This window comes from Burkholderia sp. L-4 (assembly GCF_056856535.1).
This window is the reverse complement of the sequence record NZ_JBXEOX010000002.1, coordinates 2,971,160-2,995,531: the sequence shown is the minus strand read 5'-3', so window position 1 is coordinate 2,995,531 and position 24,372 is coordinate 2,971,160. Positions and strand designations below refer to the sequence as shown.

Annotated in this window: 15 protein-coding genes; 8 read left to right on the top strand and 7 right to left on the bottom strand. The window is 68.7% G+C overall.

The genetic code is table 11. The annotated features are described in order from the left end of the window. Positions 1–8 precede the first annotated feature (8 nt). Complete coding sequence (locus AC1VVG_RS30345; RefSeq protein ID WP_034189330.1) at positions 9–2,417, bottom strand: patatin-like phospholipase family protein; 2,409 nt, start codon at positions 2,415–2,417, stop codon at positions 9–11. A gap of 270 nt (positions 2,418–2,687) precedes the next feature. On the opposite strand from AC1VVG_RS30345, the gene mreB reads away from it, so the two are divergent. The 5 genes from mreB to AC1VVG_RS30320 all read left to right on the top strand — a co-directional run bounded on the left by mreB (position 2,688) and on the right by AC1VVG_RS30320 (position 16,063). Next, entirely contained in the window at positions 2,688–3,722 is a 1,035-nt protein-coding gene (mreB, locus tag AC1VVG_RS30340; protein WP_034189331.1) for a rod shape-determining protein, read from the top strand. Positions 3,723–3,952: 230 nt separating this feature from the next. Beyond that, a complete protein-coding gene (locus AC1VVG_RS30335; RefSeq protein WP_034189332.1) occupies positions 3,953–4,612 on the top strand; it encodes a YdcF family protein in 660 nt (219 codons plus the stop codon). A 728-nt stretch (positions 4,613–5,340) separates the two neighbouring features. Continuing rightward, positions 5,341–13,338: an autotransporter-associated beta strand repeat-containing protein gene (locus tag AC1VVG_RS30330; protein WP_482837159.1), complete on the top strand. Its 7,998-nt coding sequence runs from the start codon at positions 5,341–5,343 to the stop codon at positions 13,336–13,338. A 154-nt stretch (positions 13,339–13,492) separates the two neighbouring features. Then, positions 13,493–15,715, top strand: a complete 2,223-nt coding sequence (locus AC1VVG_RS30325) for an amylo-alpha-1,6-glucosidase (protein WP_034189334.1) — start codon at positions 13,493–13,495, stop codon at positions 15,713–15,715. A 96-nt stretch (positions 15,716–15,811) separates the two neighbouring features. Then, on the top strand, positions 15,812–16,063 hold the full coding sequence (locus AC1VVG_RS30320) for a hypothetical protein (protein ID WP_006482135.1): 252 nt from the start codon (positions 15,812–15,814) through the stop codon (positions 16,061–16,063). Positions 16,064–16,581: 518 nt separating this feature from the next. Here the strand turns inward: AC1VVG_RS30320 and penR are convergent. Continuing rightward, positions 16,582–17,472, bottom strand: coding sequence for a beta-lactamase transcriptional regulator PenR (penR, locus tag AC1VVG_RS30315; RefSeq protein ID WP_482837157.1), 891 nt, complete (start codon positions 17,470–17,472; stop codon positions 16,582–16,584). A gap of 125 nt (positions 17,473–17,597) precedes the next feature. Between penR and blaPEN-bcc the strand changes: the two genes are divergently transcribed. Next, the gene (blaPEN-bcc, locus tag AC1VVG_RS30310) at positions 17,598–18,545 is read left to right on the top strand and encodes a PEN family class A beta-lactamase, Bcc-type (RefSeq protein WP_124607671.1); all 948 of its coding nucleotides are present in this window, start codon (positions 17,598–17,600) and stop codon (positions 18,543–18,545) included. Positions 18,546–19,025: 480 nt separating this feature from the next. Here the strand turns inward: blaPEN-bcc and AC1VVG_RS30305 are convergent, their stop codons facing one another. The 5 genes from AC1VVG_RS30305 to AC1VVG_RS30285 all read right to left on the bottom strand — a co-directional run bounded on the left by AC1VVG_RS30305 (position 19,026) and on the right by AC1VVG_RS30285 (position 22,863). After that, a complete protein-coding gene (locus tag AC1VVG_RS30305) occupies positions 19,026–19,226 on the bottom strand; it encodes a DUF805 domain-containing protein (protein WP_034189337.1) in 201 nt (66 codons plus the stop codon). A gap of 512 nt (positions 19,227–19,738) precedes the next feature. Further along, entirely contained in the window at positions 19,739–20,107 is a 369-nt protein-coding gene (locus AC1VVG_RS30300) for an antibiotic biosynthesis monooxygenase family protein (RefSeq protein WP_343727453.1), read from the bottom strand. Positions 20,108–20,140: 33 nt separating this feature from the next. After that, positions 20,141–20,587, bottom strand: a complete 447-nt coding sequence (locus AC1VVG_RS30295; RefSeq protein ID WP_034189339.1) for a MarR family winged helix-turn-helix transcriptional regulator — start codon at positions 20,585–20,587, stop codon at positions 20,141–20,143. A gap of 240 nt (positions 20,588–20,827) precedes the next feature. After that, positions 20,828–22,204 carry an ATP-binding protein gene (locus AC1VVG_RS30290; protein WP_059556826.1) on the bottom strand — a complete coding sequence of 459 codons (1,377 nt, stop codon included), beginning with the start codon at positions 22,202–22,204 and terminating at the stop codon, positions 20,828–20,830. Then, complete coding sequence (locus AC1VVG_RS30285) at positions 22,201–22,863, bottom strand: response regulator (RefSeq protein WP_124670256.1); 663 nt, start codon at positions 22,861–22,863, stop codon at positions 22,201–22,203. The genes AC1VVG_RS30290 and AC1VVG_RS30285 overlap by 4 nt, the downstream gene beginning before the upstream one ends. A 231-nt stretch (positions 22,864–23,094) precedes the next feature. Here AC1VVG_RS30285 and AC1VVG_RS30280 point away from each other — a divergent pair, with 231 nt between their 5' ends. Together AC1VVG_RS30280 and AC1VVG_RS30275 are read left to right on the top strand one after the other, a co-directional pair. After that, the gene (locus tag AC1VVG_RS30280; protein ID WP_034189342.1) at positions 23,095–23,448 is read left to right on the top strand and encodes a YgiW/YdeI family stress tolerance OB fold protein; all 354 of its coding nucleotides are present in this window, start codon (positions 23,095–23,097) and stop codon (positions 23,446–23,448) included. A 55-nt stretch (positions 23,449–23,503) separates the two neighbouring features. Next, positions 23,504–24,364: a MurR/RpiR family transcriptional regulator gene (locus tag AC1VVG_RS30275; RefSeq protein ID WP_049032225.1), complete on the top strand. Its 861-nt coding sequence runs from the start codon at positions 23,504–23,506 to the stop codon at positions 24,362–24,364. The last annotated feature ends 8 nt before the right edge of the window (positions 24,365–24,372 follow it).

The following is a 24,372-nucleotide window of genomic DNA, read 5'->3' as shown; positions in this document are numbered from 1 at the left end:
CCGCGCGCTCAGTATGTGCGGCCGAGCTGCAGGTAGAAGTTGCGGCGGCCGCCGGGGGCGAGCGCCACGCCGATATAGACGGGCCCGAACGCGGTCGACAGGCTCGTGAAGAACGTATAGCTCTGCTTGAGCGCACCGCCGCCGATCTGCTGGCCGCTCGACCAGACGTTGCCGACTTCCGCGCTGGCGCCGACCGACAGCGCCTTGATCGGCGACGCGTTGAACGTCATCAACTGGTTCATGTAGGTGATCTGACCGTACGCGAGCTCGTTGCCGTTCAGCTGGTCGGCCGCATACGCGGACAGGTGCTGGAAGCCGCCGAGCGTGAAGTTGAACGCGTTGATCAGGTTGGTGCCGCCGATGCTCTTGCCGCCCTCGATCGTCGCGCTGACGCTGTGCCGCCCGAACTGCTGCGCGATCATCGCCTTGCCGTAGATCTCGGTGTACGGCGCGTTGTTGATCCCGTCGTCGAATGCCGATGCCGAGCGGCCGTTGCGCGACACCAGCGAGCGTTCGACGCGCAGTTCGCCGAAGTAGCCCTTGCGGGGGAACATCGGATCGTCGAGCTGATCGATGACGAACCGCGCGCGCGCGGTCAGCGCCTGGGACGTGAAGCTCGGCCACAGCAGGTTCTGGCCGCTGCCGTCGTCGAACGGCAGGTTGTAGGTCGGCGAGCCGTGCCCGGTCACGTAACCGATGCCGATCCGGAAATCGCCGAGCCGCGCGATCGGCAGGCCGAAATCGATCCCGGCGCGCGCCGTCTGCATCAGGTACTGCGTGATCTTCACGTCGCCGGTGTCGTCGTACAGGTTCGCGTAGCGGCGCTGATACTCCGCGTACGGCGACAGGTAGACGCCGTACGCCATCGACAGCGGCTGGCGGAATTCGACGCGCGCCGACTGCAGGTCGCTGCCGATCGTCGTATCGGCGCGGAATTCCAGCCCCGATTCGGTGAGCCACGGCCGCCGGTAGCCGACGTGCAGGCGGAAGCCGCCCTCGTCGGTCGAACTGCTCGACATGCCGAGCCCGAACAGCAGGAAATTCGGCCCCCAGTACTTCTCGCGCGCGTTGATCTCGAGCACGTTGTCGTCGCCGTGGCTCACGATCTGCTGCGTGACGCTCTCGAAATTGCCGCCCGTCGTGAGGCCGAGCAGGTCCTGGCTGACGGTCTGCGGATCGTAGGTGTCGCCGGGCTTCACGTGCAGCGCGTTGCTGACGACCCGCTTCGGCACGCCGCCGCTGGTCTGGATGTCGATGCGCGTGATCCGGATCGGCGGCGGCAGCGGCTGTGCGTGCGCGGACCGGTAGGCGGCGTACTGCTCCGGCGTGAGCGCGAAACGCCGCAGTTTCGGCAGCGCGGCGGTCGCGGCGGCCGCGCCGGCGGCGATCGCCTGCTTCGCGTTCTGGAAATCGGTAAACGCGAGCCCGCCGAGATCGGGCGTGAGCAGCACGTCGTGCGTGTCGAGCTGCTTGCGCTGCGCGGTCACGTTCTGGCGGATCAGGATGCCCACCATCTGCTGCATCACGTCGGCGGGCGACGCAAGCGCGTCGAGCGGGCGCAGTTGCGAGCCGATGTCGACGGCGATCACGACGTTCGCACCCATCTGCCGCGCGGTGTCGACGGGCAGGTTGCTGACGAGCCCGCCGTCCACGAGCGCGCGCCCGTTGATCTCGGCCGGTGCGAACAGACCCGGCATCGCCATGCTCGCGCGGATCGCGAGCGGCAGCGAGCCGTGGTCGAGCACGACCATCTGGCCCGTCTGCAGGTCGGTGGCGACCGCGCGGTACGGGATCGGCAGGCGGTCGAACGGCTGGTTGGTCGGCACGGCGGCCGTCCAGTTCGCGAGCAGCGCCTGCAGCCGGTTGCCCTGCACGAGGCCGACCGGCGCCTTCACGCCTTTCTTGCCGAAGCCGAGCGTCAGCCCGTTGATGTACAGCCGTTCGTCTTCCCGGCTGGTTTGCGGCAGGTCCGCGCGGTCCGTCACGTCGAACGCGATGTCCGCGAGGTTGACCTCCGACAGCCGCTTCTGCATCTCGCCGGCCGCCATCCCGCTCGCATACAGGCCGCCGACCACGGCGCCCATACTGGTGCCCGCGATGCAGTCGATCGGGATCCGGTTGTCTTCCAGCACCTTGAGCACGCCGAGGTGCGCGTAGCCGCGCGCGCCGCCGCCGGACAGCACGAGGCCGACCGACGGGCGGCCGGCCGGGCCGCCGTCGGCCGTGCAGGCGTTCGCGGGCGTAGCGGGCGCGGCGGGCAGCGCCGCCGGTGCGCCCGCGGCAGCGGTAACGGTCGGGGCGGCGGCGGGTTCGGTGGCCGGCAGCGGCTGCGCGGCGACCGTGCAGCACCAGAAGGCGACGAGCGTCGTGCAGAGCGGGCGCACCCGCGCCCAGCGGGAGGAAACGGTCGCTGTCATGGTGGAAATACCTGGCGTGATCGGGCGTCTGAGGCCTGCCGGGAGCAGGCAAGACCGAGAGATTACCGTGTTTTACAGGCGCAACGCGAGCGGCCGTTTCGGAGTCCGATGCCCGCGAAGTGTCATTTTCGGCAAATTCGCCGCGAAAAAATCATCGGAATTGCCTAAAGTATCGGAACGATTTGCCGCTAAGCTCGTGATGGGGCGGCACGCACGCGCCGCGACAATGCGGCGCGGCTGTCCCGGCCCGTTCGCTCACAAAGGTTTGATATGTCGACACCGCTGTTCGGAAAGTTGTTTGCGCAACCCGTTGCGATCGACCCTGGAACGGCGAGTACGCGGATTTATACGCACGAGCGCGGCGTGGTGCTGAACCAGCCGTCGGTCGTCTGCTTCCGCAAGGGCGGCGCGACCGACGCGCGGCCGACGCTCGAGGCCGTCGGCGAACTCGCGAAGGCGCTGCTCGGCCGCGAACCGGGGCATCTCGAAGCCGTGCGGCCGATGCGCCATGGCGTGATCGCCGACGCGCACGCGGCCGAACAGATGATCCGCAGCTTCATCGACATGTCGCGCACCCGGTCGCGCTTCGGCCGCCGTGTCGAGGTCACGCTGTGCGTGCCGTCCGACGCGACGGCCGTCGAGCGCCGCGCGATCCGCGAAGCCGCGTTCGCGGCCGGCGTATCGGACGTCGAACTGATCGAGGAGTCGCTCGCGGCCGGGCTCGGCGCCGGCCTGCCGGTCACCGAGCCGGTCGGCTCGATGGTCATCGACATCGGCGGCGGGACGACCGAAGTCGCGGTGATCGCGCTCGGCGGCATCGTCTACCGCGAGGCGATCCGCGTGGGCGGCAGCCAATTCGACGCGGCGATCGTCAATCATGTCCGTAACCTGTATGGCGTGCTGCTCGGCGAGCAGACGGCCGAGCACGTGAAGAAGACGATCGGCTCGGCCACCAGCGCGGTGCCGCGCACGTCGACGCGCGCGGTCGGGCGCGGCATCGGCGACGGCCTGCCGCGCTCGGTCGAGCTGTCCAACCATGACGTCGCGGACGCGCTGGCCGCGCCGCTCAAGCAGGTGATCGGCGCGGTGAAGTCGGTGCTGGAAAACGCGCCGGCCGAACTCGTGACCGACATTGCCCATCGCGGCGTGGTGCTGACGGGCGGCGGCGCGTTGCTCGCCGACCTCGAACGCCTGCTGTACGACGAGACGGGGCTGGTCGCGCGGATTGCCGACGAACCGGCCACCTGCGCGGTGCGCGGCGCCGGCGAGGCGATGGGGCGGCTGTCGATGTGTCCGGTCGATTGAGCCGGGCCAGGGGCGCCCGGGCATCGTTGCGCGGTGCGGACCGTCACATTCTTTCGATCTCCCTGTTGCCGGCGCGTATCGCCGATCATCGTGCCGACCGGCCGCTGATCGTCCGGCATCGGTTCGCCGTGCGGCCATGCGCGAGCGTGTCGTGCCGGCGCGTTGCGCCCATCCAGGGCCGGGCTGTCCGAAACGGCCGATACACCTGACGACCCGAGAGACCGACCACCTTGAAATATCGAACCAGACGGAGCCTTGCGGCACGAGCGGGCCGCCTGCTGGCCGTGTTTGCGTGCCTCTGGGGCGCGGCGGCCATTGCGATCGTCGCGTACGGGATGCGCATGCCGGGCGAACCGGCCGATGTCGCCGTGATCTTCGGCAACGCACTCGACGAGACGGGCGCGCCGAAGCCCGTGCTCGCGGCCCGGCTCGATGTCGGCGTGCGCTGTTACCGCGCGGGGCAGTGCCCGGCGTTCCTGGTCAGCGGCGCGATCGACGGTCCCGGGCTGAACGAGGCGACGGCCATGCGCGACTATCTCGTCGCGCGCGGCGTGCCGGCCGACCGGATCGCCGTCGACGACCAGGGCGACAACACGCTCGCGACCGCGCAACACACGCTCGCTTACATGCAGGCGCACCACGTGTCGCGCGTGCTGATCGTCAGCCAGTACTATCACCTCGCGCGGGCGAGGCTCGCGTTCGAGCGCGTCGGCATCGCGCGCGCGAACATCTCCGCCGCGTATCCGCATCGCTTCCAGTGGCGCGATGTCTATTCGAGCTGGCGCGAGGTGCCGGCTTACGCGATGTATGCGGTGCGGCTGTGGGCGAATCCCGACGCGCAGCCGCGGTCGTTCCGGCCGATGCTTTATCTGATGAGCCTGTTTTCGTAACGCGCGCGCCGCGGGGCGAACGCTTCGGGTGCACGCGGTTTCGTTTTTTCTTCCGGTTTTCCTGTCCTTTTCTCTCCCCCCGGCACGGGATGTATTCGCCGCGTGGCAAGCGATAACGATTCGCATTGCAGTTTGAACGCAGGGGCGAAAATCGAAGCAATTTGGCCGGGTGCCTGAAAATCAGGGGTTTATTTGATTGTTAAGTAAGCGCTGATTTTCAGTTCTACAATTTCGATAATTAAAATACTGCGCTGCGGAATTCATATACCTTGAATCGAAGTTGCGCATCAGCGTTTTCACTGATGCTGTGATTCCGTTATTTTTGCGAAAAATCAAATCGGAAAGACGAAAAACATGCGTAAAGTCGTCGCCGGACATCTTGCGGTGGGTAAAAAATACAGGCTCGCTATCCCTTGATCTGATGGGTAAACATCGACTGGAAAACGGTTTGAGTTTGATATAGCCTTGTCTGACAAAAGCAGGGTAGTAATCAAATAAACCAGAAAGTCGCTGCAGAAAAACAGGGGCCGCCATCATGTCATTCGACTAGTCTTGCGTCTGCAATCCCGAATCCGGGCTGATTGAAAATCAGCCATGAATAAACCGGCGTCGCATCGCGACCGCCGGGGCGGACGCTTTTGTCCGTGATTTTCTGCTGCGCGCCGTCCGGTGCGGCCGAAATACCGCAATACCCATATCAAAAACCAAAGCTAAAAACGAGGGAAAGCATGAACCTTGCGCGTTCGAAAAAAGCCGGTGAGCCGTTTCCGAGACTGCTGTTGCCCACGGGCGTTTTCCTGGCATTGTCCGGCGCGGGTATCGTGCCTGCCCATGCGGTCTGCAGCACGGCGGGCACGACGGTGACCTGCTCCGGCGTCGCGAATCCGCTGGCGCCCAGTTATGCGAACAGCGCGAACAACCTGCACGCGACGGTCAACCCGGGCGCGAGCGTGGGCGTGCTGCTCGGCGTCGGCGGTACCGCGTTGTCGCTGACGGGCAGCAACAACACGCTGACCAACAACGGCACGATCGACCCGTCCGCGCTCGGTTCGGGGCTCGGCGTGCTGTCGAGCGGCGCGGTGGTCGGCAATGCGTCCGCGAGCAACACGACCGTCACCAACAACGGCACGATGAACGGCACGACCGGCGTGGCGATCAGCGGCGTGACGGGCATGGCGCTGTCGGTCCAGAACGGCACGGGCGGGACGTCGACCATCACGAACACCGGCACGATCGGGTCCAATCCGCTGGTCGGCGCGACCCTCTCCGGCGCGGATGCGCCCGTGGTCGCCGCGTACGGCGGCGGCACGGTCAACATGTCGAACAGCGGCACGATCAACGGCCGCGTGTCGCTTGGCACGAACGGCACTCCCGGGCAGGGCAACACGTTTACCAACTCGGGCACGATCAACGGCGGCGTGTCGATGGGCGCGAACAGCAACAATACGTTCAATGCCGTGACGGGCTCGTCGGTCAACACGGCGGGCGGCACCGGCGGCGCGTTCAACATCACCGTCGGCCCGGTCACGATCGGCGTCGCGGCGACGGGTGTCGTCGATGGCGGCGCGGGCGGCAACAACACGCTCAACCTGCAGCAGGGCACCAGCGCGAACGGCACGATCGCGGCCAACAACTACATCAACTTCAATCACCTGAACGTCCAGAACGGCAACTGGACGATCAACGGCGCGTCGACCGCGCAGGACGCGACGCTGGCGGGCGGCGTCGCGATCATCAACAACAATGGATCGCTCGGCACCGGTAACGTCACGGCCACCGGCGGCGCGCTGCAGGCAGGTGCGGCGGGGCTCGACGTCTCCAACAACGTGACGCTCGGTGCGGGCGGGCTGACGGTGCAGGGCGCGACCGGGCTCGCGCTGTCGGGCACGGTGTCGGGTGCCGGCGCGCTGACGAAGAACGATGGCGGCACGCTGACGCTGTCGGGCGCGAACACCTATGCGGGCGGCACGAACCTGAACGCCGGCGGCCTGGTGCTCGGCAACAACGCGGCGCTCGGCACGGGCGCGCTGAACGTCAACGCATCGGCGTCGCTCGACACGAGCGCGAACGTGACGCTCGGCAATACGGTGAATCTCGCCAACGGTGCGGCGCTGACGGTCGGCGGCAGCAACGATCTCGGGCTGGCCGGCGCGATCAACGGAAACGGCAGCCTCGTGAAGAACGGCGCGGCGACCACGACGCTGACCGGCGTGAACACGTACACGGGCGACACGACCATCAACGGCGGCACGCTTGCGCTGAGCGGCGCCGGCAGCCTGGCGTCGACCGGGACGGTCAACCTGACCGGGGCGGGCGCGGCGCTCGACGTGAGCGGCGCCTCGGGCGCGCGGACGATCGGCGCGCTGGCGGGGGCGGCCGGGACGAGCGTGAACCTCGGCGGCAATTCGCTGACGCTCAACGGCAGCATCAATGCAACCTATGCCGGCACGATCGGCGGTGCGGGCAGCGTGACGCTGTCGGGTACGGGCACGCAATCGCTGACGGGCACGAACGTGTACACGGGCGGCACCAACCTGAACGGCGGCAACGTTGTCGTCGGCAGCAATACGGCGCTCGGCAGCGGTGCGGTGAACGTGAACGGCTCGTCGTCGCTCGATGCGACCGCCAACGTGTCGCTGGCGAACGGCGTCAACATCGCGACGGGCACCACGCTGACGCTCGGCGGCAGCACGTCGCTCGGTCTGGGCGGCACGATTTCGGGCGGCGGCGGTCTCGTGAAGAACGGTGCGGCGACCACGACGCTTTCCGGCGCGAACACCTACACGGGCGGCACGACGCTGAACGCCGGCGGCCTGGTGCTCGGCAACAACACGGCGCTCGGCACGGGTGCGCTGAGCGTCGGCGGCGCGGCGACGCTCGACACGAATGCGAACCTGTCGGTGGCCAACGCGATCGATCTCGGCACGGGTGCGACGCTGACGCTTGGCGGCAGCAATGCGCTCGGGCTGAACGGCGCGATTTCCGGCACGGGGGCGCTCGTGAAGGACGGTGCGGCGACGACGACCCTGACCGGCGCGAATACCTATACGGGCGGCACGACGATCAACGCCGGCACGCTGGCGATCGGCGCGGGCGGCAGCCTGTCGTCGACGGGCGCGGTGAACCTGGTCAATCCGGGCGCCACGCTCGACATCAGCGCGGGCGGTGCACAGTCGATCGGCGCACTGTCGGGCGGCGTCGGCACGAGCGTGAGTCTCGGCGGCAGTGCGCTGACGCTGGGCGGCACCGCCAGCGGCACGTTCGGCGGCGTGATCGGCGGCACCGGCAGTCTGACGCTGTCGGGCACCGGCACGCAGACGCTGAACGGCGCGAATGCATACTCCGGCGGCACGAACCTGAACAGCGGCAGCCTCGTCCTCGGCAACAACGGGGCGCTCGGCTCCGGCACGCTGAATGTCGGCGGTGCGGCGACGCTCGACACGAACGCGAGCCTGTCGGTCGGCAACGCAGTCAACCTCGGCGCGGGCGCGGCACTCACGCTGGGCGGCAGCAACACCCTCACGCTGGGCGGCGCGATTTCCGGTGCGGGCAGCCTCGTGAAGAACGGCGCGGCGACCACGACGCTGACCGGCGCGAACACGTACACGGGCGGCACGACGATCAATGCCGGCACGCTGGCGGTCGGTGCGGGCGGCAGTCTCGCATCGACCGGCGCGATGAACCTCGCGAATGCCGGCGCGACGCTGGACTTGAGCGCCGCGACGGGCGGGCAGACGCTCGGCGCGCTGTCGGGTGTCACGGGAACGAACCTCAATCTCGGCGGCAACGCGCTGACGCTGGGCGGCACCGCGAGCGGCACGTTCAGCGGCGCGATCGGCGGCACCGGCAGCCTGACGCTCGCCGGCACCGGTACGCAGACGCTGAACGGCGCGAGCACCTATTCGGGCGGCACGAACCTCGACAGCGGCGGCCTGGTGCTCGGCAACAACACGGCGCTCGGCACGGGCGCGCTGAGCGTCGGCGGCGCGGCGACGCTCGACACGAATGCGAACCTGTCGGTGGCCAACACGATCGATCTTGGCACGGGTGCGACGCTGACGCTCGGCGGCAGCAATGCGCTCGGGCTGAGCGGCACGATTTCCGGCGCGGGTGCGCTCGTGAAGGACGGTGCGGCGACGACGACCCTGACCGGCGCGAACACCTATACGGGCGGCACGACGATCAACGCCGGCACGTTGGCGGTGGGCGCGGGCGGCAGCCTCGCGTCGGCCGGCGCGATGAACCTCGCGGGTGCCGGCGCGACGCTCGATCTGAGCGCCGCGACGGGCGCGCAAACGCTCGGCGCACTGTCGGGCGTCGCGGGGACCCACCTCAACCTCGGCGGTAACGCGCTGACGCTGGGCGGCACCGCCAGCGGCACGTTCGGCGGCGTGATCGGCGGCACGGGCGGCGTGACGCTGTCCGGCTCCGGCACGCAAACGCTGACGGGGGCGAACACGTACACGGGCGGCACGACGATCGACGGCGGCAGCACGCTCGCACTCGGCGCGGGCGGCAGCCTCGCGGCGGGCAGCACGGTGAATCTCGCGGGCACGGGGGCCGCGTTCGACGTGAGCGGCGCGACGGGCGCACAAACGCTCGGGGCGCTGACCGGCACGACCGGCACGAACGTGAATCTCGGCGGGAATGCGCTGACGCTGAACGGCAGCGGCAACAGCACGTTCGGCGGTGCGATCGGCGGCACGGGCGGCGTGACGCTCGCGGGCACCGGCACACAGACGCTGACGGGCGCGAACACGTACACGGGCGGCACGACCATCAACGGCGGCAGCACACTCGCACTCGGCGCAGGCGGCAGTCTCGCGGCAACGGGTGCCGTGAACCTCGCGGGCACGGGTGCGACGTTCAATCTGAGCGGCGCATCGGGCGCGCAGATGGTTGGTCCGCTCACCGGTGTGGCCGGCACCATCGTGAGTCTCGGCGCGAATGCGCTGACGCTGAACGGCAGCGGCAACAACACGTTTGGCGGCACGATCGGCGGGACGGGCGGCGTGACGTTCGCCGGTACCGGTACGCAGACGCTGACGGGGGCGAACACCTATACGGGCGGCACGACGATCAACGGCGGCAGCACGCTGGCGCTGGGGGCGGGCGGCAGTCTCGCATCGGGCAGTGCGGTGAATCTCGCGGGCACGGGGGCCACGTTCGACGTGAGCGGCGCGACGGGCGCACAAACGCTCGGGGCGCTGACCGGTACGACCGGCACGAACGTGAGCCTCGGCGCGAATGCGCTGACGCTGAACGGCAGCGGCAACAACACGTTTGGCGGCACGATCGGCGGCACGGGCGGCGTGACGCTGGCCGGGACGGGCACGCAGACGCTGACGGGCGCGAACACGTACACCGGTGGCACGACGATCGACGGCGGCAGCACGCTCGCGCTGGGGGCGGGCGGCAGTCTCGCATCGACCGGCGCGGTCAACCTCGCCGGCACGGGCGCGACGTTCAACCTGAGCGGCGCATCGGGCGCGCAGACGATCGGCTCGCTGGCCGGTGCAACTGGCACGAACGTGAACCTCGGCGCGAACGCGCTGACGCTGAACGGCAGCGGCAACAGCACGTTCGGCGGCGCGATCGGCGGCACGGGCAGCGTGACGCTGGCCGGGACGGGCACGCAGACGCTGACGGGCGCGAACACGTACACCGGTGGCACGACGATCAACGGCGGCAGCACGCTGGCGCTCGGCACGGGCGGCAGCCTCGCATCGACCGGCTCGGTGAATCTGGCAGGCACCGGCGCGACGTTCAACCTGAGCGGTGCGTCGGGCGCGCAGACGATCGGCACGTTGACCGGCGCGGCTGGCACGAACGTGAGCCTCGGCGCGAACGCGCTGACGTTGAACGGCAGCGGCAACGGCACGTTCGGCGGCGTGATCGGCGGCACGGGCGGCCTGACGCTCGCGGGCACCGGCACACAGACGTTGACGGGCGCGAACACCTACACGGGTGGCACGACGATCAACGGCGGCAGCACGTTGGCGCTGGGTGCGGGTGGCAGTCTCGCATCGGGCAGCACGGTGAATCTCGCGGGCACGGGGGCCACGTTCAACCTGAGCGGCGCATCGGGCGCGCAGACGATTGGCGCGCTGACCGGCGCGGCCGGCACGAACGTGACGCTCGGCGCGAATGCGCTGACGCTGAACGGCGGCGGCAACAACACGTTCGGCGGTGCGATCGGCGGCACGGGCGGCGTGACCTTCGCCGGCACCGGCACACAGACGCTGACGGGCGCCAACACCTACACGGGCGGCACGACGATCAACGGCGGCAGCACGCTGGCGCTCGGCGCGGGCGGCAGTCTCGCATCGACCGGCGCGGTGAATCTCGCCGGCGCGGGTGCGACGTTCGACGCGAGCGGCGCGACAGGCGCGCAGACGATCGGCAGGCTGACCGGCGCGGCCGGCACGAACGTGACGCTCGGCACGAATGCGCTGACACTGAACGGCGGCGCGAGCGGCACGTTCGGCGGGACCATCGGCGGCGCAGGCGGCGTGACGGTGGCCGGTGCGGGCACGCAAACGCTGACGGGCGCGAACACGTACACCGGTGGCACGACGATCAACGCAGGCAGCACACTCGCACTCGGTGCGGGCGGCAGCCTCGCATCGACGGGCGCGGTGAATCTCGCCGGCGCGGGTGCGACGTTCGACGCGAGCGGCGCATCGGGCGCGCAGACGGTCGGCGCGCTGTCGGGCGCGGCCGGCACGAACGTGAACCTCGGCAGCAACGCGCTGACGTTGAACGGCAGCGGCAACAGCACGTTCGGCGGCACGATCGGCGGCTCGGGCGGCGTGACGGTGGCGAGCGGCACGCAGGTGCTGACCGGCGGCAACACGTACACGGGCGGCACCACGATCGCGGCCGGCGGCACGCTGCAGCTCGGCAACGGCGGCACGTCGGGCAGCGTGGCCGGCAACGTCGTCGACAACGGGGCGCTGGTCGTCAATCAATCCGGCAACGTGACGATCGCGAGCGTGCTGTCCGGCACCGGTTCGCTGACGCAGGCCGGCAGCGGGCAACTGACGCTGACGGGCACGAACACGCTGAGCGGCCCGACCACGGTCAGCGCGGGCACGCTTGCCGTCAACGGTTCGCTCGGCCAGTCGAACGTCACCGTGCAGAGCGGCGCGACGCTGACGGGCACCGGCACGGTCGGCGGCCTCGTGGTGCAGGGCGGCGCGACGGCGGCCGCCTCACAGCCGGGCGCGGCGCTGAACGTGGGCGGCAACGTCACGTTCCAGCCGGGTTCGACGTTCCAGGTCGCGGCGGCGCCGCAGCAAAGCGGCAGCCTCGCGGCGGGCGGCACGGCGACGCTGAACGGCGGCACCGTGCAGGTGATCGCGAACCAGAGCGGCTACCAGCCGAGCACGACCTACACGATCCTCACGGCAGCGTCGGGCGTGCAGGGCACCTTCAGCCAGGTGAGCGCGAACTACGCGTTCCTGATGCCGACGCTCAGCTACGATCCGGGCCACGTGTACCTGCGGCTCGTCGAGAACGGCACGTCGCTGCCCGACGTCGCGACGACGCCGAACCAGCGTTCGGTCGCGGCCGCGCTCGGCGGCCTCGGGGCCGGCAACCCGCTGTACGACGCGGTGCTGGCGACCGACGCGCCCACCGCGCGGCGCGCGTACGGGCTGCTCGACGGCGAACTGCAGGCGAGCCTGAAGAGCATGCTGCTGCTCGACAGCCGTTATGTGCGCGACGCGGTGACCGATCGTGTTCGCCAGGGTCTCGCGCCCGGGGCGGGGCCGCTTGCCGCGCTGTCGTCGGGCGGCGCCGCGCTGTGCGGCGACAACACGGCCGGCGCGGTCGACCCGATGCTGCCGCCGGAACGCCGGATCGGTTCGCGCGAGGGCTGCTACGGCGGCACGCCTTATCAGCCGGTCGTCTGGGGGCAGGCATTCGGCGGCCGCAGCCGGCTCACCGGCGACGGCAACGCGTCGACGATCAACCGCAGCATGACGGGCTTCATCGCCGGCGCCGACATGGCACTCAACGACAAGTGGCGTGCGGGCCTGGCGGCAGGCGTCACGCACAGCTCGCTCGACAACGACCAGAGCTCGTCGGCGGCCGTGAACAGCTACTACCTGTCGCTGTATGGCGGCGCGCAGTACGGCGCGCTCGGCGTGCGCGGCGGCGCGTCGTACACGTGGTACCGGATCAACAGCGACCGTTATCCCGGCTTCGCGGGTTTCTCGGATCACGACTCGGCCGGCTACAACGCGAATTCGGCGCAGGTGTTCGGCGAAGTCGGCTACGCGCTGCCGGTCGGGCCCGTCGCGATCGAACCGTTCGCGGGCCTCGCGTATGTGAACCTGCATACCGACGGCTATACGGAAACCGGGGGCGCGTCCGCATTGCGCGCCGGCGGCGAGACGACCCACGTCGGCTTCTCGACGCTCGGCCTGCGCGCGGCGTCGCAACTCGGCGCGATCGGGAGCGGCACGTTCACCGCGCGCGGGACGGTCGGCTGGCGCCACGCGTTCGGCAACGTGCGGCCGTCGTCGGCGTTCACGTTCGCGAACGGCGGCACGTCGTTCCAGGTGTCGGGCGTGCCGATCGCGCGCGACAGCGCGGTGCTCGAAGCCGGCATCGACGCGAACATCACGAAGCGCCTGACGCTCGGCCTCACGTACAGCGGCCAGTATGGCAGCGGCGTGCGCGACAACGCGATCCTCGGCAACATCCTGTGGAAGTTCTGACCGGCAACTGACGTGCCCGCACGCGGCGCCCGCGACGACGGCAACGTCGCGGGCGCCGCGGCCGTTTCGTCGCTGCGCACGTGCCCCGTTCTGGCCTATCCTGTGCGAAACACGCGACGCGCGCCGCGCGTTGCGCCTCGACACAGGAGCATCGATGCCGAATCACGCCGAAGCCACGACGACGCAGGCGCCGCAAGTCGCGCCCGTCGCCCCGACCGCCGCGTCGGGCCCCGCCTTCATCGCGCCCGAAGCCGATCCGCAGGCGCTCGCGCGCAACAACCAGTACGTGCTGAAATCCGGCGACGCGTTCGTGGTGAGCGACGCGCTCGGCGACATCGGCGGGCATGACGACGGCCTGTTCGTCGACGACATGCGCGTGCTGTCGACGTGGCGCCTGACGTTCGGCGGCCGCGCGCCGTCGCTGCTGTCGGGCGCGACGAGCGCCGACAACGCGTCGTTCACCGCGCACCTGACGAACCGCCCGCTGCCGCCGCTCGGCGGCCACGAGACGCCCGAGGGCGTGATCCATATCGAGCGGATGCGCGTGCTCGCGGGCGACGTGCTTTACGAAGCGCTGACGCTGACGAACTACGGCGCGAGCGAGGCCGAGGTGCCGCTGTCGCTGTCGTTCGCGGCCGATTTCAAGGACATGTTCGAGGTGCGCGGCACGCAGCGCCCGAAGCGCGGCACGGTCGTTGCTCCGCGCGTCGATGCCGGCGCGGTGCGGCTGCGCTACGACGGCCTCGACCGCGTCGAGCGCAACGTGACCGTGCATTTCTCGCCGGCGCCCGACGCGCTGTCGGTCGATCGTGCCGACTACACGCTGACGATCGCCGCGCAGGCCTGCGTGTCGATCTACCTGACCGTCGATGCGACGCTCGGCCCGGCGCACGGCGAAGGGCCCGGGTGCGGCCGCGTCGCGCTGCGCACCGCGCTCGTCGGCGTGCATCGCGAGATGCGTGCGCGGCGCGAGTCGATGGCGCGCGTGAACACCGGCAATCCGCTGTTCGACGCGTGGCTCGATCGTTCGCTCGCGGATCTCGGGCTGCTGACGACGCAGCTCGATACGGGGCCTTACCCGTATGCGGGCATTCCGTGGTTCTCGACGCCGTTCGGCCGCGACGCGGTGATCACGTCGTTGCAGATGCTGTGGCTGCAGCCGTCGCTCGCGCGCGGCGTGCTGCGTTTTCTTGCCGAGCACCAGGCGCGTGAAACCTCCGCCTTCCGCGACGCGGAGCCTGGCAAGATCATGCACGAGTTCCGCCGCAGCGAGATGGCCGCGACGGGCGAAGTGCCGTTCGCGCTGTACTACGGCGGTGTCGACACGACGCCGCTGTTCATCGTGCTGGCCGGCGCCTATGTCGAACGCACCGGCGACGATGCGCTGATCGACGAGCTGTGGCCCGCGCTCGAGCGCGCCGCGCAATGGGTGATCGACAAGTGCGACCGCAATCCCTACGGACTGCTCGATTACCAGCGCACGTCGGAGCGCGGCCTCGCGAACCAGGGCTGGAAGGACAGCCACGATTCGGTGTTCCATGCGGACGGCCGTTTTCCCGACGGGCCGATCGCGCTCGTCGAAGTGCAGGCCTATGCGTGCGCGGCGCTCGATGCGATGTCGGCGTGCTCGCACCGGCGCGGCCACGCGGCCGACGCGACGCGCTACGCGTTGCGCGCGAAGGCGCTGCGCGACCAGGTCGACGCGTTGTTCTGGATGCCCGAGGGCCATTTCTACGGGATCGCGCTCGACGGCCATGGCGACCTGTGCCGCGTGTTCGCGTCGAACGCGGGGCACCTGCTCGCGTTCGGGCTGCCCGATGCCGAGCGCGGCGCGGCGGTGGCCGGCGTGCTCGGCTCGACGCTGTTCCAGACGGGGTGGGGCATCCGCACGCTCGCGGCCGGGCAGCCGCGTTTCAACCCGATGGCCTATCACAACGGGTCGGTATGGCCGCACGACAATGCGCTCATCGCGCGCGGCCTGGCGCGCTACGGCGACAAGACGGCCGCGGTGAACCTGTTGCGCGCGCTGTTCGAGGCGGCGGTGAGCTTCGAGATGCGCTTGCCGGAGCTGTTCTGCGGGTTCCCGCGCCGGCGCGGCGAACCGCCGACCGCGTATCCGGTGGCCTGCCTGCCGCAGGCCTGGGCGGCCGGTGCGCCATTCATGATGCTGCAGGCATGCCTCGGTGTGAGCATCGACGCGACGCGCCACGAGGTGCGCGTCGAGCGTCCGGCGCTGCCGGAGGGCGTCGACTGGCTGCGGATCGACGCACTGCGCGTCGGCGACGAAACCGTGTCGTTGACGTTCCGCCGTGTCGACGGCCAGGTCGTCGCGGCGGCGGAGCAGCCGGGGCGGGTGAAGGTGGTCGCGGTGCTGTAGCGCCGTGCTGCACGAACGTTGCGCGATGTCGCGCCACGTTCGTGCGCAGCGGCATAGAATCGTGACATGACCCTTGAACGATGGAGGAGGTAGACGATGACGACCGACAACCGGCCCGACGACGGCGAGCACAAGCTCGAAAACCTGGAGGCGGCGGTCGACCACCTGCACAAGTCGATCGAATCGCAGAGCATCGCGGTCGGCGCGGCGAAGGGCATCCTGTTCAGCCTGATCGAAACGCTCGGCGCGCTGATCGGCGATCCCGACCTGCCCGAGCATGCGCGTTCGGGTTACGAAGCGTTGCGCGACAAGGCCAGCGAATTGCGCGGCGGGCTCGACCGGCATTGATCCACGGCGTGCGCCGACGCGAGCCGCACGGGCCGCGCCGGCGCTGCCCGATTCTGCGGATGAAGCACAAAACCCCGTGCACTCAATGAGTTAGGCGCCCGGTGCGCAGGATATCCACAAGCTTGCCAACACAATCTGTGGAGAACCGGCCGGCCTTCGGCCGCACGTGTGCTGCGCTCCCGATGTGTGCCCGGGAGGCCGTTCGAATGATGGTGCGGTGCCACACCATTGACCGGTCAAGGTCCTGATATCGAATCCCCTTGTGTATCAAGATGTTACGCGCCGGATCCGGCGGATATCCACAGGCTTGCCAACAAATTCTGTGGACAACTTGCCATCGATTGCGTCGCATGGGTTGAGTATCGGGCCCGAATGCGGCATGCGCGCGAGGCGCGTGCACAAAGGCTGCCCGATGTGTGGGTCGGAACGCAAATTCGTGCGCGATCAAGGGCTTAGGTCCCGGGTGCCCAGGATATCCACATCCTTGCCAACACTTTCTGTGGACAAGGGCGGTTGCGTTACGCGTCCGGTGTCGTGTCGGCCGCCTCGGCCACGATCCAGTCGCGAAAGAGCGTCATCGCGGGCGTCAGCGGTTTCGATTTCAGCGACGTGAGCCAGTAACCGCCCGCGCACACGTCGATGTCGAGCGGTCGCGCGAGCAGGCCGAGCTGCAGTTCGCGTGCAAACATGCAGGCCGGCGCGAGTGCGATGCCCGCACCCTGCATCGCGGCCTCGACCATCAGCCGCGATGAATCGAACACGGGCCCGTTGACCGTCCACGGCTCGAGCTGCGCGGCGTCGAACCAGCCGTGCCATTCGTCGGTGCGGTACGAGCGCAGCAGCGTTTCGTTCGCGAGATCGGCCGGCCGCGCGAGGCGCCGCGCGATCTCCGGCGCGCACAACGCGGTGAGCGGTGCATCGAGCAGCCGTTCGTTGCGCGTCGCCGGCCAGTTGCCTTCGCCGAAGCGGATCGCGAAATCGAGGCCCTCGGCGGCGAGATCGACGACGTTGTTGTTGGTGCGCAGCCGCAGTTCGACGAACGGATGCGTGTCGTCGAACTGCTTCAGTCGCGGCATTAGCCAGCCTAGGGCAAAGGTGCCGACGACGCCGAGTGTCAGTACCTCGCGGAAGCGCCCGCCGTCGAACTGCTTGAGCACCGTCTCGATGCGGCTGAACGCATCGCTCAGCACGGGCAGCAACGCCCGCCCTTCGTCGGTGAGCCCGAGGCCCCGCGGCAGCCGCGTGAACAGCGTGCAGCCGAGCCGCTCCTCGAGCGAGCGCACCTGCTGGCTGACCGCGGCCTGGGTCACGCTCAGTTCGAGGCCGGCGCGCGTGAAGTTCAGGTGGCGCGCCGACGATTCGAACGCGCGCAACGCATTGAGCGGAAGATGAGGGCGGAGCTTAGTCATAAGAATTTCTTTTGTCAGCGCTCAATTATCGTTGCTTGTCGGCTAACCGTAAAGTCTCGATAGTGCTGTCTCGGCGCCGCCGTTTCAACCTCGATTCGCCGCCATTCCACTCCGAGACAACCGACATGACCTACTCATCGAAACGTCGAACCCTGTTGCTGGCCGCCGCGACGGCGCCGCTCGTCCTCACCGTCACCGCGTGCGCGTCGCGGCAGGCCGCGAAGGCGGACGCGGCCGATCCGGCAGCGGTGGCCGCGGCGGCGGCTGCGGACGCCGTGGCGCCCGCCGCTGCCGCGGCGGCGCTGGCCGATCTCGAGCGCGACGCGGGCGGCCGTCTCGGCGTGTGCGCGATCGACACCGCGAGCGGCCGGGTCATCGCGCATCGCCCGGACGAGCGCTTCCCGTTCTGCAGCACCTTCAAGGCGATGCTGAGCGCGGCGGTGCTCGCGCAGAGCGTCGATCGCCCGGGTTGGTTGCAGCAGCGCGTGACGTACACGAAGGCCGATCTCGTCAACTATTCGCCGGTGTCCGGGAAGCATGTCGGTTCGGGCATGACGGTTGCCGCGCTGTGCGAGGCCGCGATCCAGTACAGCGACAACTCGGCCGCGAACCTGCTGATGAAGCTGATCGGCGGCCCGTCCGCCGTGACCGCGTTCGCGCGCTCGATCGGCGACGACACGTTCCGGCTCGATCGATGGGAGACCGAACTGAATACCGCGCTGCCGGGCGACCCGCGCGACACGACGACGCCCGCCGCGATGGCGGCGAGCATGCGCGTGCTCACGCTCGGCGACGCGCTGCCGGCCGCGCAGCGTGCGCAGCTTGTCGCGTGGCTGCGCGGCAACAAGGTCGGCGACAAGCGGATCCGCGCAGGCGTGCCGGCAGGGTGGACGGTCGGCGACAAGACGGGCACCGGCGACTACGGGACGACGAACGATGCCGGCGTCATCTGGCCGGCGTCGGGCGCGCCCATCGTGCTGGTCGTGTACTACACGCAGGCGCAAGCCGATGCGCGGGCGAAGGACGGCGTGATCGCGTCGGTCGCGCAAATCGTGGCGCGGACGTTCGGTTGAGTCGGGCGGCGCGGCGAGCGTGAACGCGATCCGCATGCACGCCGTGCCGCAGTCGTGACCCGCGCGACCAAACGTTGTGCGATCAACGACTTAGGTCGCGCATGCTCAGGATATCCACATGCTTGCCAACAAAAACTGTGGACAAGCCCGCGTGCGGCCGCGTTCGGCGCGGCGTGCGCGGCCGTGCCCTGTTTGAGGCGGCGCGGACAAAGTCTTTCGGATCAAGCGCTTGGCTGCGGTATGCGCAGGCTGTCCACACGCTTGCCAACACAATCTGTGGACAAGCGCGCCGGTCGGCGCCGGTGGCGACGCGTCACGCCGCGCGAGGGCACGCAACCGGCGATATGCCGGCTGCGTGCCGCGTTTGAGGCGGCGCGGACAAAGTCTTTCGGATCAAGCGCTTGGTCGCGGTATGCGCAGGCTATCCACATGCTTGCCAACACAATCTGTGGACAAGCTCGCGGGCCGTCGCCGCGATAGTCAGCGCTGCCGATCGTCGACCGCGGGCCAGCGCGCGAACGCGAATACCCACAACATGATGAAGTTCAGGACCGGGACGAACATCGTCAGGATCCACCAGCCCGAATGTCCGGTGCGCCGGACGATGCGGACGTACGGATAGACGACGATGGCGACGAGCACGAGCGAGACGAGCAACTGCCACGCGGTGAAGTGTTCCATGGTCTTCCTCGGAGTGATGGTGATGCGTCGTGGTACGGCTCGCATGATCTTGATGCGTGACCTGCGCGGGCGTCAAGGCGCGGGTTGAGCGTAGCCGTCGTGCCGGATCGTTCGTGCACGCTTGCGCCACGCGTTGCCGCAACGGTGACCCCGCGCACGAACCTCAGGCCGATCAACGGGTTAGCGCATGCATGCTCAGGATATCCACAAGCTTGCCAACACAATCTGTGGGTAAGTGGCCGGCACGGCAGCCGGCCGGCGTGCATGCGGCGGTCGTTGCGTGCATCGTCGTGGCGTCGTGATGCGAACTGGGGCGAAGTGGCGAGCGCGACGGCCGTCGCCCGGACCTCGTCTGCATCACGCGTGCCAAAGTCCATCGGATCAAGGGTTTAGCGTCGCGGTGCGCAGGATATCCACAAGCTTGCCAACATTTTCTGTGGAGAAGTCCGCGTTCGCGATCGGCCGGTGCGATACCGGCGGATGCCACGCGTTGCCACGTGACGCACGCGCACTTACGCGGTGCAGATACCGGCGACACCGACTTTCTGGAACAGGTGCGGGCTGGCGACGGCGGACGGCGGATAGGCCGACAGCTTGGCGACGAACGCCGGATGCGTGAAGGCCGCGCGAAATGTAGCGGTCGATGCCCAGATCGCGTAGTTCAGGTAGGTCGGACTGTCGCCGAGTGCGCGATGCAACTGGGTCGAGATGAACCCCGGCTGCTGCTTCATGAATGCCGCGTCGTCCTTCCAGGCGGCGAGAAAGTCCGCTTCGTCGGCGGGTGCCAGGGTGAACACGTTGACGAGAACGACCGGCTCCGCGTCGATCGCGATCTGTTGCTGGATCGGAAAGGCCGGATCCATCGGCTTGAAGTGGGGCATGGGAATTCCTGGTGAGGTGGCGGGCTGGCGGGGTTACGCGAGGCCGTCCTGGCCGTGCGCCCGGGACATCGCCGACAGCACGCGAATGGCGGCATCGAGGTCGGCCGCACTGAAGTCGCCGGCGATGTCGCGGACATGCTGCTGCCACTGCTCGGCCACGGCCCGATAGGCCGCTTCGCCGCGCGGCGTCAGCGCATACAGAGGGGAGCGCTTGTGCGCCGGGTTGGGCAATGACAGGACGAGCCCTTCTTCGGTCAGCACGTTGACCTGTTTCAGCACGGCTTGCCGCGTGATGCCCATTGCATCGGCAATCTGCGGGATGGTCGGCGCGTCCGGCGCCATCGAGATCGCGCCCAGCACCTGCCAGCGCGCACTGGTCAGGCCGTGCGGGCCGGAAAAGGTGTTGCCCCATTCGATCAGCAGCCCGTTCAAGCGGAATACGGACAGCGCGACGGTGGTCAATTTTTCGGATTTCGTCATATCCCGCTCGCATCATGAGTTGACAACCACTTTACAAAATAGACAACTGGTTGTCAAATTGAATGCGCGGATCAAACGAATCGTCCACGACGATCGACGGGCGCGCGGCTGCCCCGGGCTGGCGCATTTGCCGCGCATGCCCGACAAATCCTTTCCGATCAAGGGCTTGGTGTCGTTAATGGAACGTTGTCCACAAGCTTGCCAACATAATCTGTGGACAAGCTTCCGGTCACGTGCGCATCAGACCGGTGCGGGAAACCGCACCGTGACGGTCAGCCCGCGCCCGCCCTGCGTGGTGCCGAGCGCGACCGTCGCGCGATGCTGTTCGGCGATTCGCTTGACGATCGACAGCCCGAGCCCGCTGCCCGACGACGTGACGGCCTGCGCGCCTTCGCCGCGATAGAAGCGTTCCCACACGTCCGTGCGTTCGGCTTCCGGAATACCGGGGCCGTCGTCGGCGACTTCGAGCACGGGCGTCGTGCCGTCGACGCGCGCGGACACGTCGACGCGCGCGCCTGCGCCCGCATAGCGGATCGCGTTGTCGACGAGGTTGTTGAGCAGCACGCGCAGCGTGTCGGCATTGCCCGCGGCCATCACGGGCGCGGCGACGATCGCGCCGAGATCGATCCGGTGCGCGTCGGCGACGCGCGCGCGGTCCGACACCACCGACCGGCACAGCGCGGCGAGATCGACGGGCTCCGACGTCGAGGCGGCCGCCTGCGCATCGGGTTCGAGGCGCGCGAGCGTCAGCAACTGCTCGGCGAGGTGGCCGAGGCGCGTCGTGCCCGCCTGGATCTGCGCGAGAATGTGCTCGCGCTCCTCGGCGGTCGCCGCGCGCCGCAGCAACTGCGACTGGATCGACAGCCCCATGATCGGCGTGCGCAACTCGTGCGCGGCATCGGCGATGAAATGCCGCTGCAGCGTGAACGACCGGTCGAGCCGCGCAAGCAGGTCGTTGATCGCTTCGGCGAGCGGGCGGACCTCGTTCGGCATCGACGCGACGTCGACCGGCTCGAGGTTGTTCGCATTCCTGCGTTTCAGGCCCGATGCGATCGTGCGCAGCGGCCGCAACCCCGCGCCGATGCCGAACCACAGGCCGATCGCGAGCAGCGGCAGCATCGAGAACACCGGCCACAGCAGATGCACGGCGATCCCGGCGATCGCTTCCCAGCGGGCATGCCGCGCCTGCGCGAGCCGGATCGTCGTGCCGCCGCGTTCGGTCACGTAGGTGCGCCACGACTGGCCGCCGACGTCGACGCTCGCGATACCCTTCTGCGCGGGTGCCGGCAACTTCGAATCGCGGTCGGTCGAATACACCAGCGTGCCGTTGCGCCACACCTGCAGCAGCACCGCATCGGGGTCGCTCGCCTCGAAACCGTGCTTGCCGTTTGCACGGTCGCTGAACGACAGCTCGCCATTCGGGCCGACGACGATTTGCTTCGACATGCTGCGCATCTGGTCGTCGAGCAGGTCGTCGAGCTCGCGCAACGCACCCCAGTAGGTGCCCGCGCTCGCGACCAGGCCGATCACGCACGCGGCCGGCAGCAGCCACGTCAGCAGGCGTCGCCGCAGCGACGCGTTGCGCCAGCGTGCGATCGCGCGTTGCACGTGCGTCATGTGCCGTCACCGATCCGGTAGCCGACGCCGCGCACCGTGCGGATCATGTCGTGGCCGAGCTTCTTGCGCAGGTTGTGGATATGCACCTGTACCGCGTTGCTCTCGATTTCCTCGCCCCAGCTGTACAGCCGCTCCTCGAACTGCTCGCGCGAAATCACCGCGCCCGGTTCGCGCATCAGCTCGTGCAGCAGCACGAACTCCTTCGGCGACAGCGGCACTTCCTCATTGTCCAGCCAGACGAGGTGCTTGACGGGATCGAGCCGCAGCGGGCCGATCGCGAGTGTCGTCTGCGCGCGGCCCGCGTGGCGGCGGTTGACCGCGCGGATGCGGGCGAGCAGTTCGTCGAGTTCGAACGGCTTGACGAGATAGTCGTCCGCGCCGCTGTCGAGGCCCGCGATGCGGTCGGGCACGCCGTCGCGCGCGGTGATGATGATCGCGGGCAGATTTTCGTCGCGGCGGCGCAGCGCGGCGAGCACCGACAGGCCGTCGCGGTTCGGCAGCCCGAGATCGAGCAGCAGCAGGCCGTAGCCGGTCGAACGCAGCGCGAGCGACGCGGCATCGCCGTCCTTCACCCAGTCAACCGCGAAGCCTTCCTGTTTGAGGCCCTGTTCGAGCCCGCTGCCGATCAGCGGATCGTCCTCGACGAGCAGTACGCGCATGGATTCGTGTCTCTTCAGCAGGGCGCGGCAACGCCCGGGATTCCCATGATAAGCGCGCGCGTCTTAGGTCAAGCTTAAATGCGGAGGGCGCCGCCGCCATTTCGTACCTGTCCAATGCGGCACCGTGTCGCCTCGGCGCGCCCTTCAGGTTTGCTTAATCTTACGGTCCGTAATCTGGTGCCGTCGCGTTCAACGGAGCGCGGCGTCACATCCAAGAAGAGGACCGACATCATGAAACACCTGGCCAGAATCCTGGCGGTTGCACTCGCCACGCTGCCCGCCGCCGTCTATGCGCAATACACGGGGCCATCCGCGCTGACCACGACGACCGTGAAGGAACTGCTCGCCAACGGCAAGGACGATCAGCACGTGCAGTTGCAAGGGCGCATCGTCAAGCACGTCGGCGGCGAGGACTACGAGTTCGCCGACGCCACCGGCACGATCCGCGTCGAGATCGACCACAAGCTGTGGGCGGCCGGCCAGCCGGTCAGCGACAAGAACGAAGTGAAGGTGACCGGCGAATTCGAGCGCAAATGGTCGGGCAGCGTGAAGGTCGACGCCGATCACGTCGAAGTGCTGCGCTGACCGGTGCGCGCGGGGCCGGTGATACCATGAGCGACCGGTTCCCGTTCCCATCACGATGGCTGCCAATTTCGACGAACTCGCGTCCCGGATCCGGGCGCAATTTTCCGAGCTGAGCCCGCAATTCCAGGCGGGCGCCGCCTTCCTGCTCGACCATCCCGACGAAGTCGCCACGTCGTCGATGCGCAAGGTCGCGCAGCGCGCGCAGGTGCAGCCTGCGTCGCTCGTGCGGCTCGCGCAGCAATTCGGTTTTCCCGGCTGGAACGAGTTGCGCGATCTGTGCGTCGCGCGCGTGCGCGCGCGGCCCGAGCCGCTCACGCAGCGCGCGCGCTCGCTGGTGCGGCCCGACGCGAGGGCGTCGCTCGCGCATGACCTGCTCGCCGCGCAGCAGCACAACCTGTCGGCCACCGCCGCGCAGAACGAGCACGCGCTCGCGGACGCGGCCAGGCTGATCCGCAAGGCATCGCATGTTCACGTGGCGGGGTTCCGCTCGTGTTATCCGGTCGCGTTCGGGTTCGTGTACGGCTACCGGCTGTTCCGCCCGACCGTGTCGCTGCTCAACGGCGTCGCCGGTTCGCTCGAAATGGAGCTGCGGACGATCGCGAAGCAGAGCGTGACCGTGGTCGTCAGCTTCGCGCCGTACTCGGCGGAAGCAACACGCGTCGCGCAGGCCGCGAAGGAGCAGGGCAGCAAGATCGTCGCGATCACCGACAGCGCGGTGGCGCCGATCGCGCTGCACGCGGACGCGCAACTGATCTTCACGCACGACAGCCCGTCGTTCTTCCCGTCGCTGGTGGCCGCGCATGCGATGGCCGAGGCGCTGGTCGCGCAGTTGCTCGCGCTCGAAGGCAGCGATGCGATCGCGGCGCTCGAGCGCACCGAAGCGGCGCTGCACGCGAAGGGCGCCTACGTGGTCTGACGCGCGCG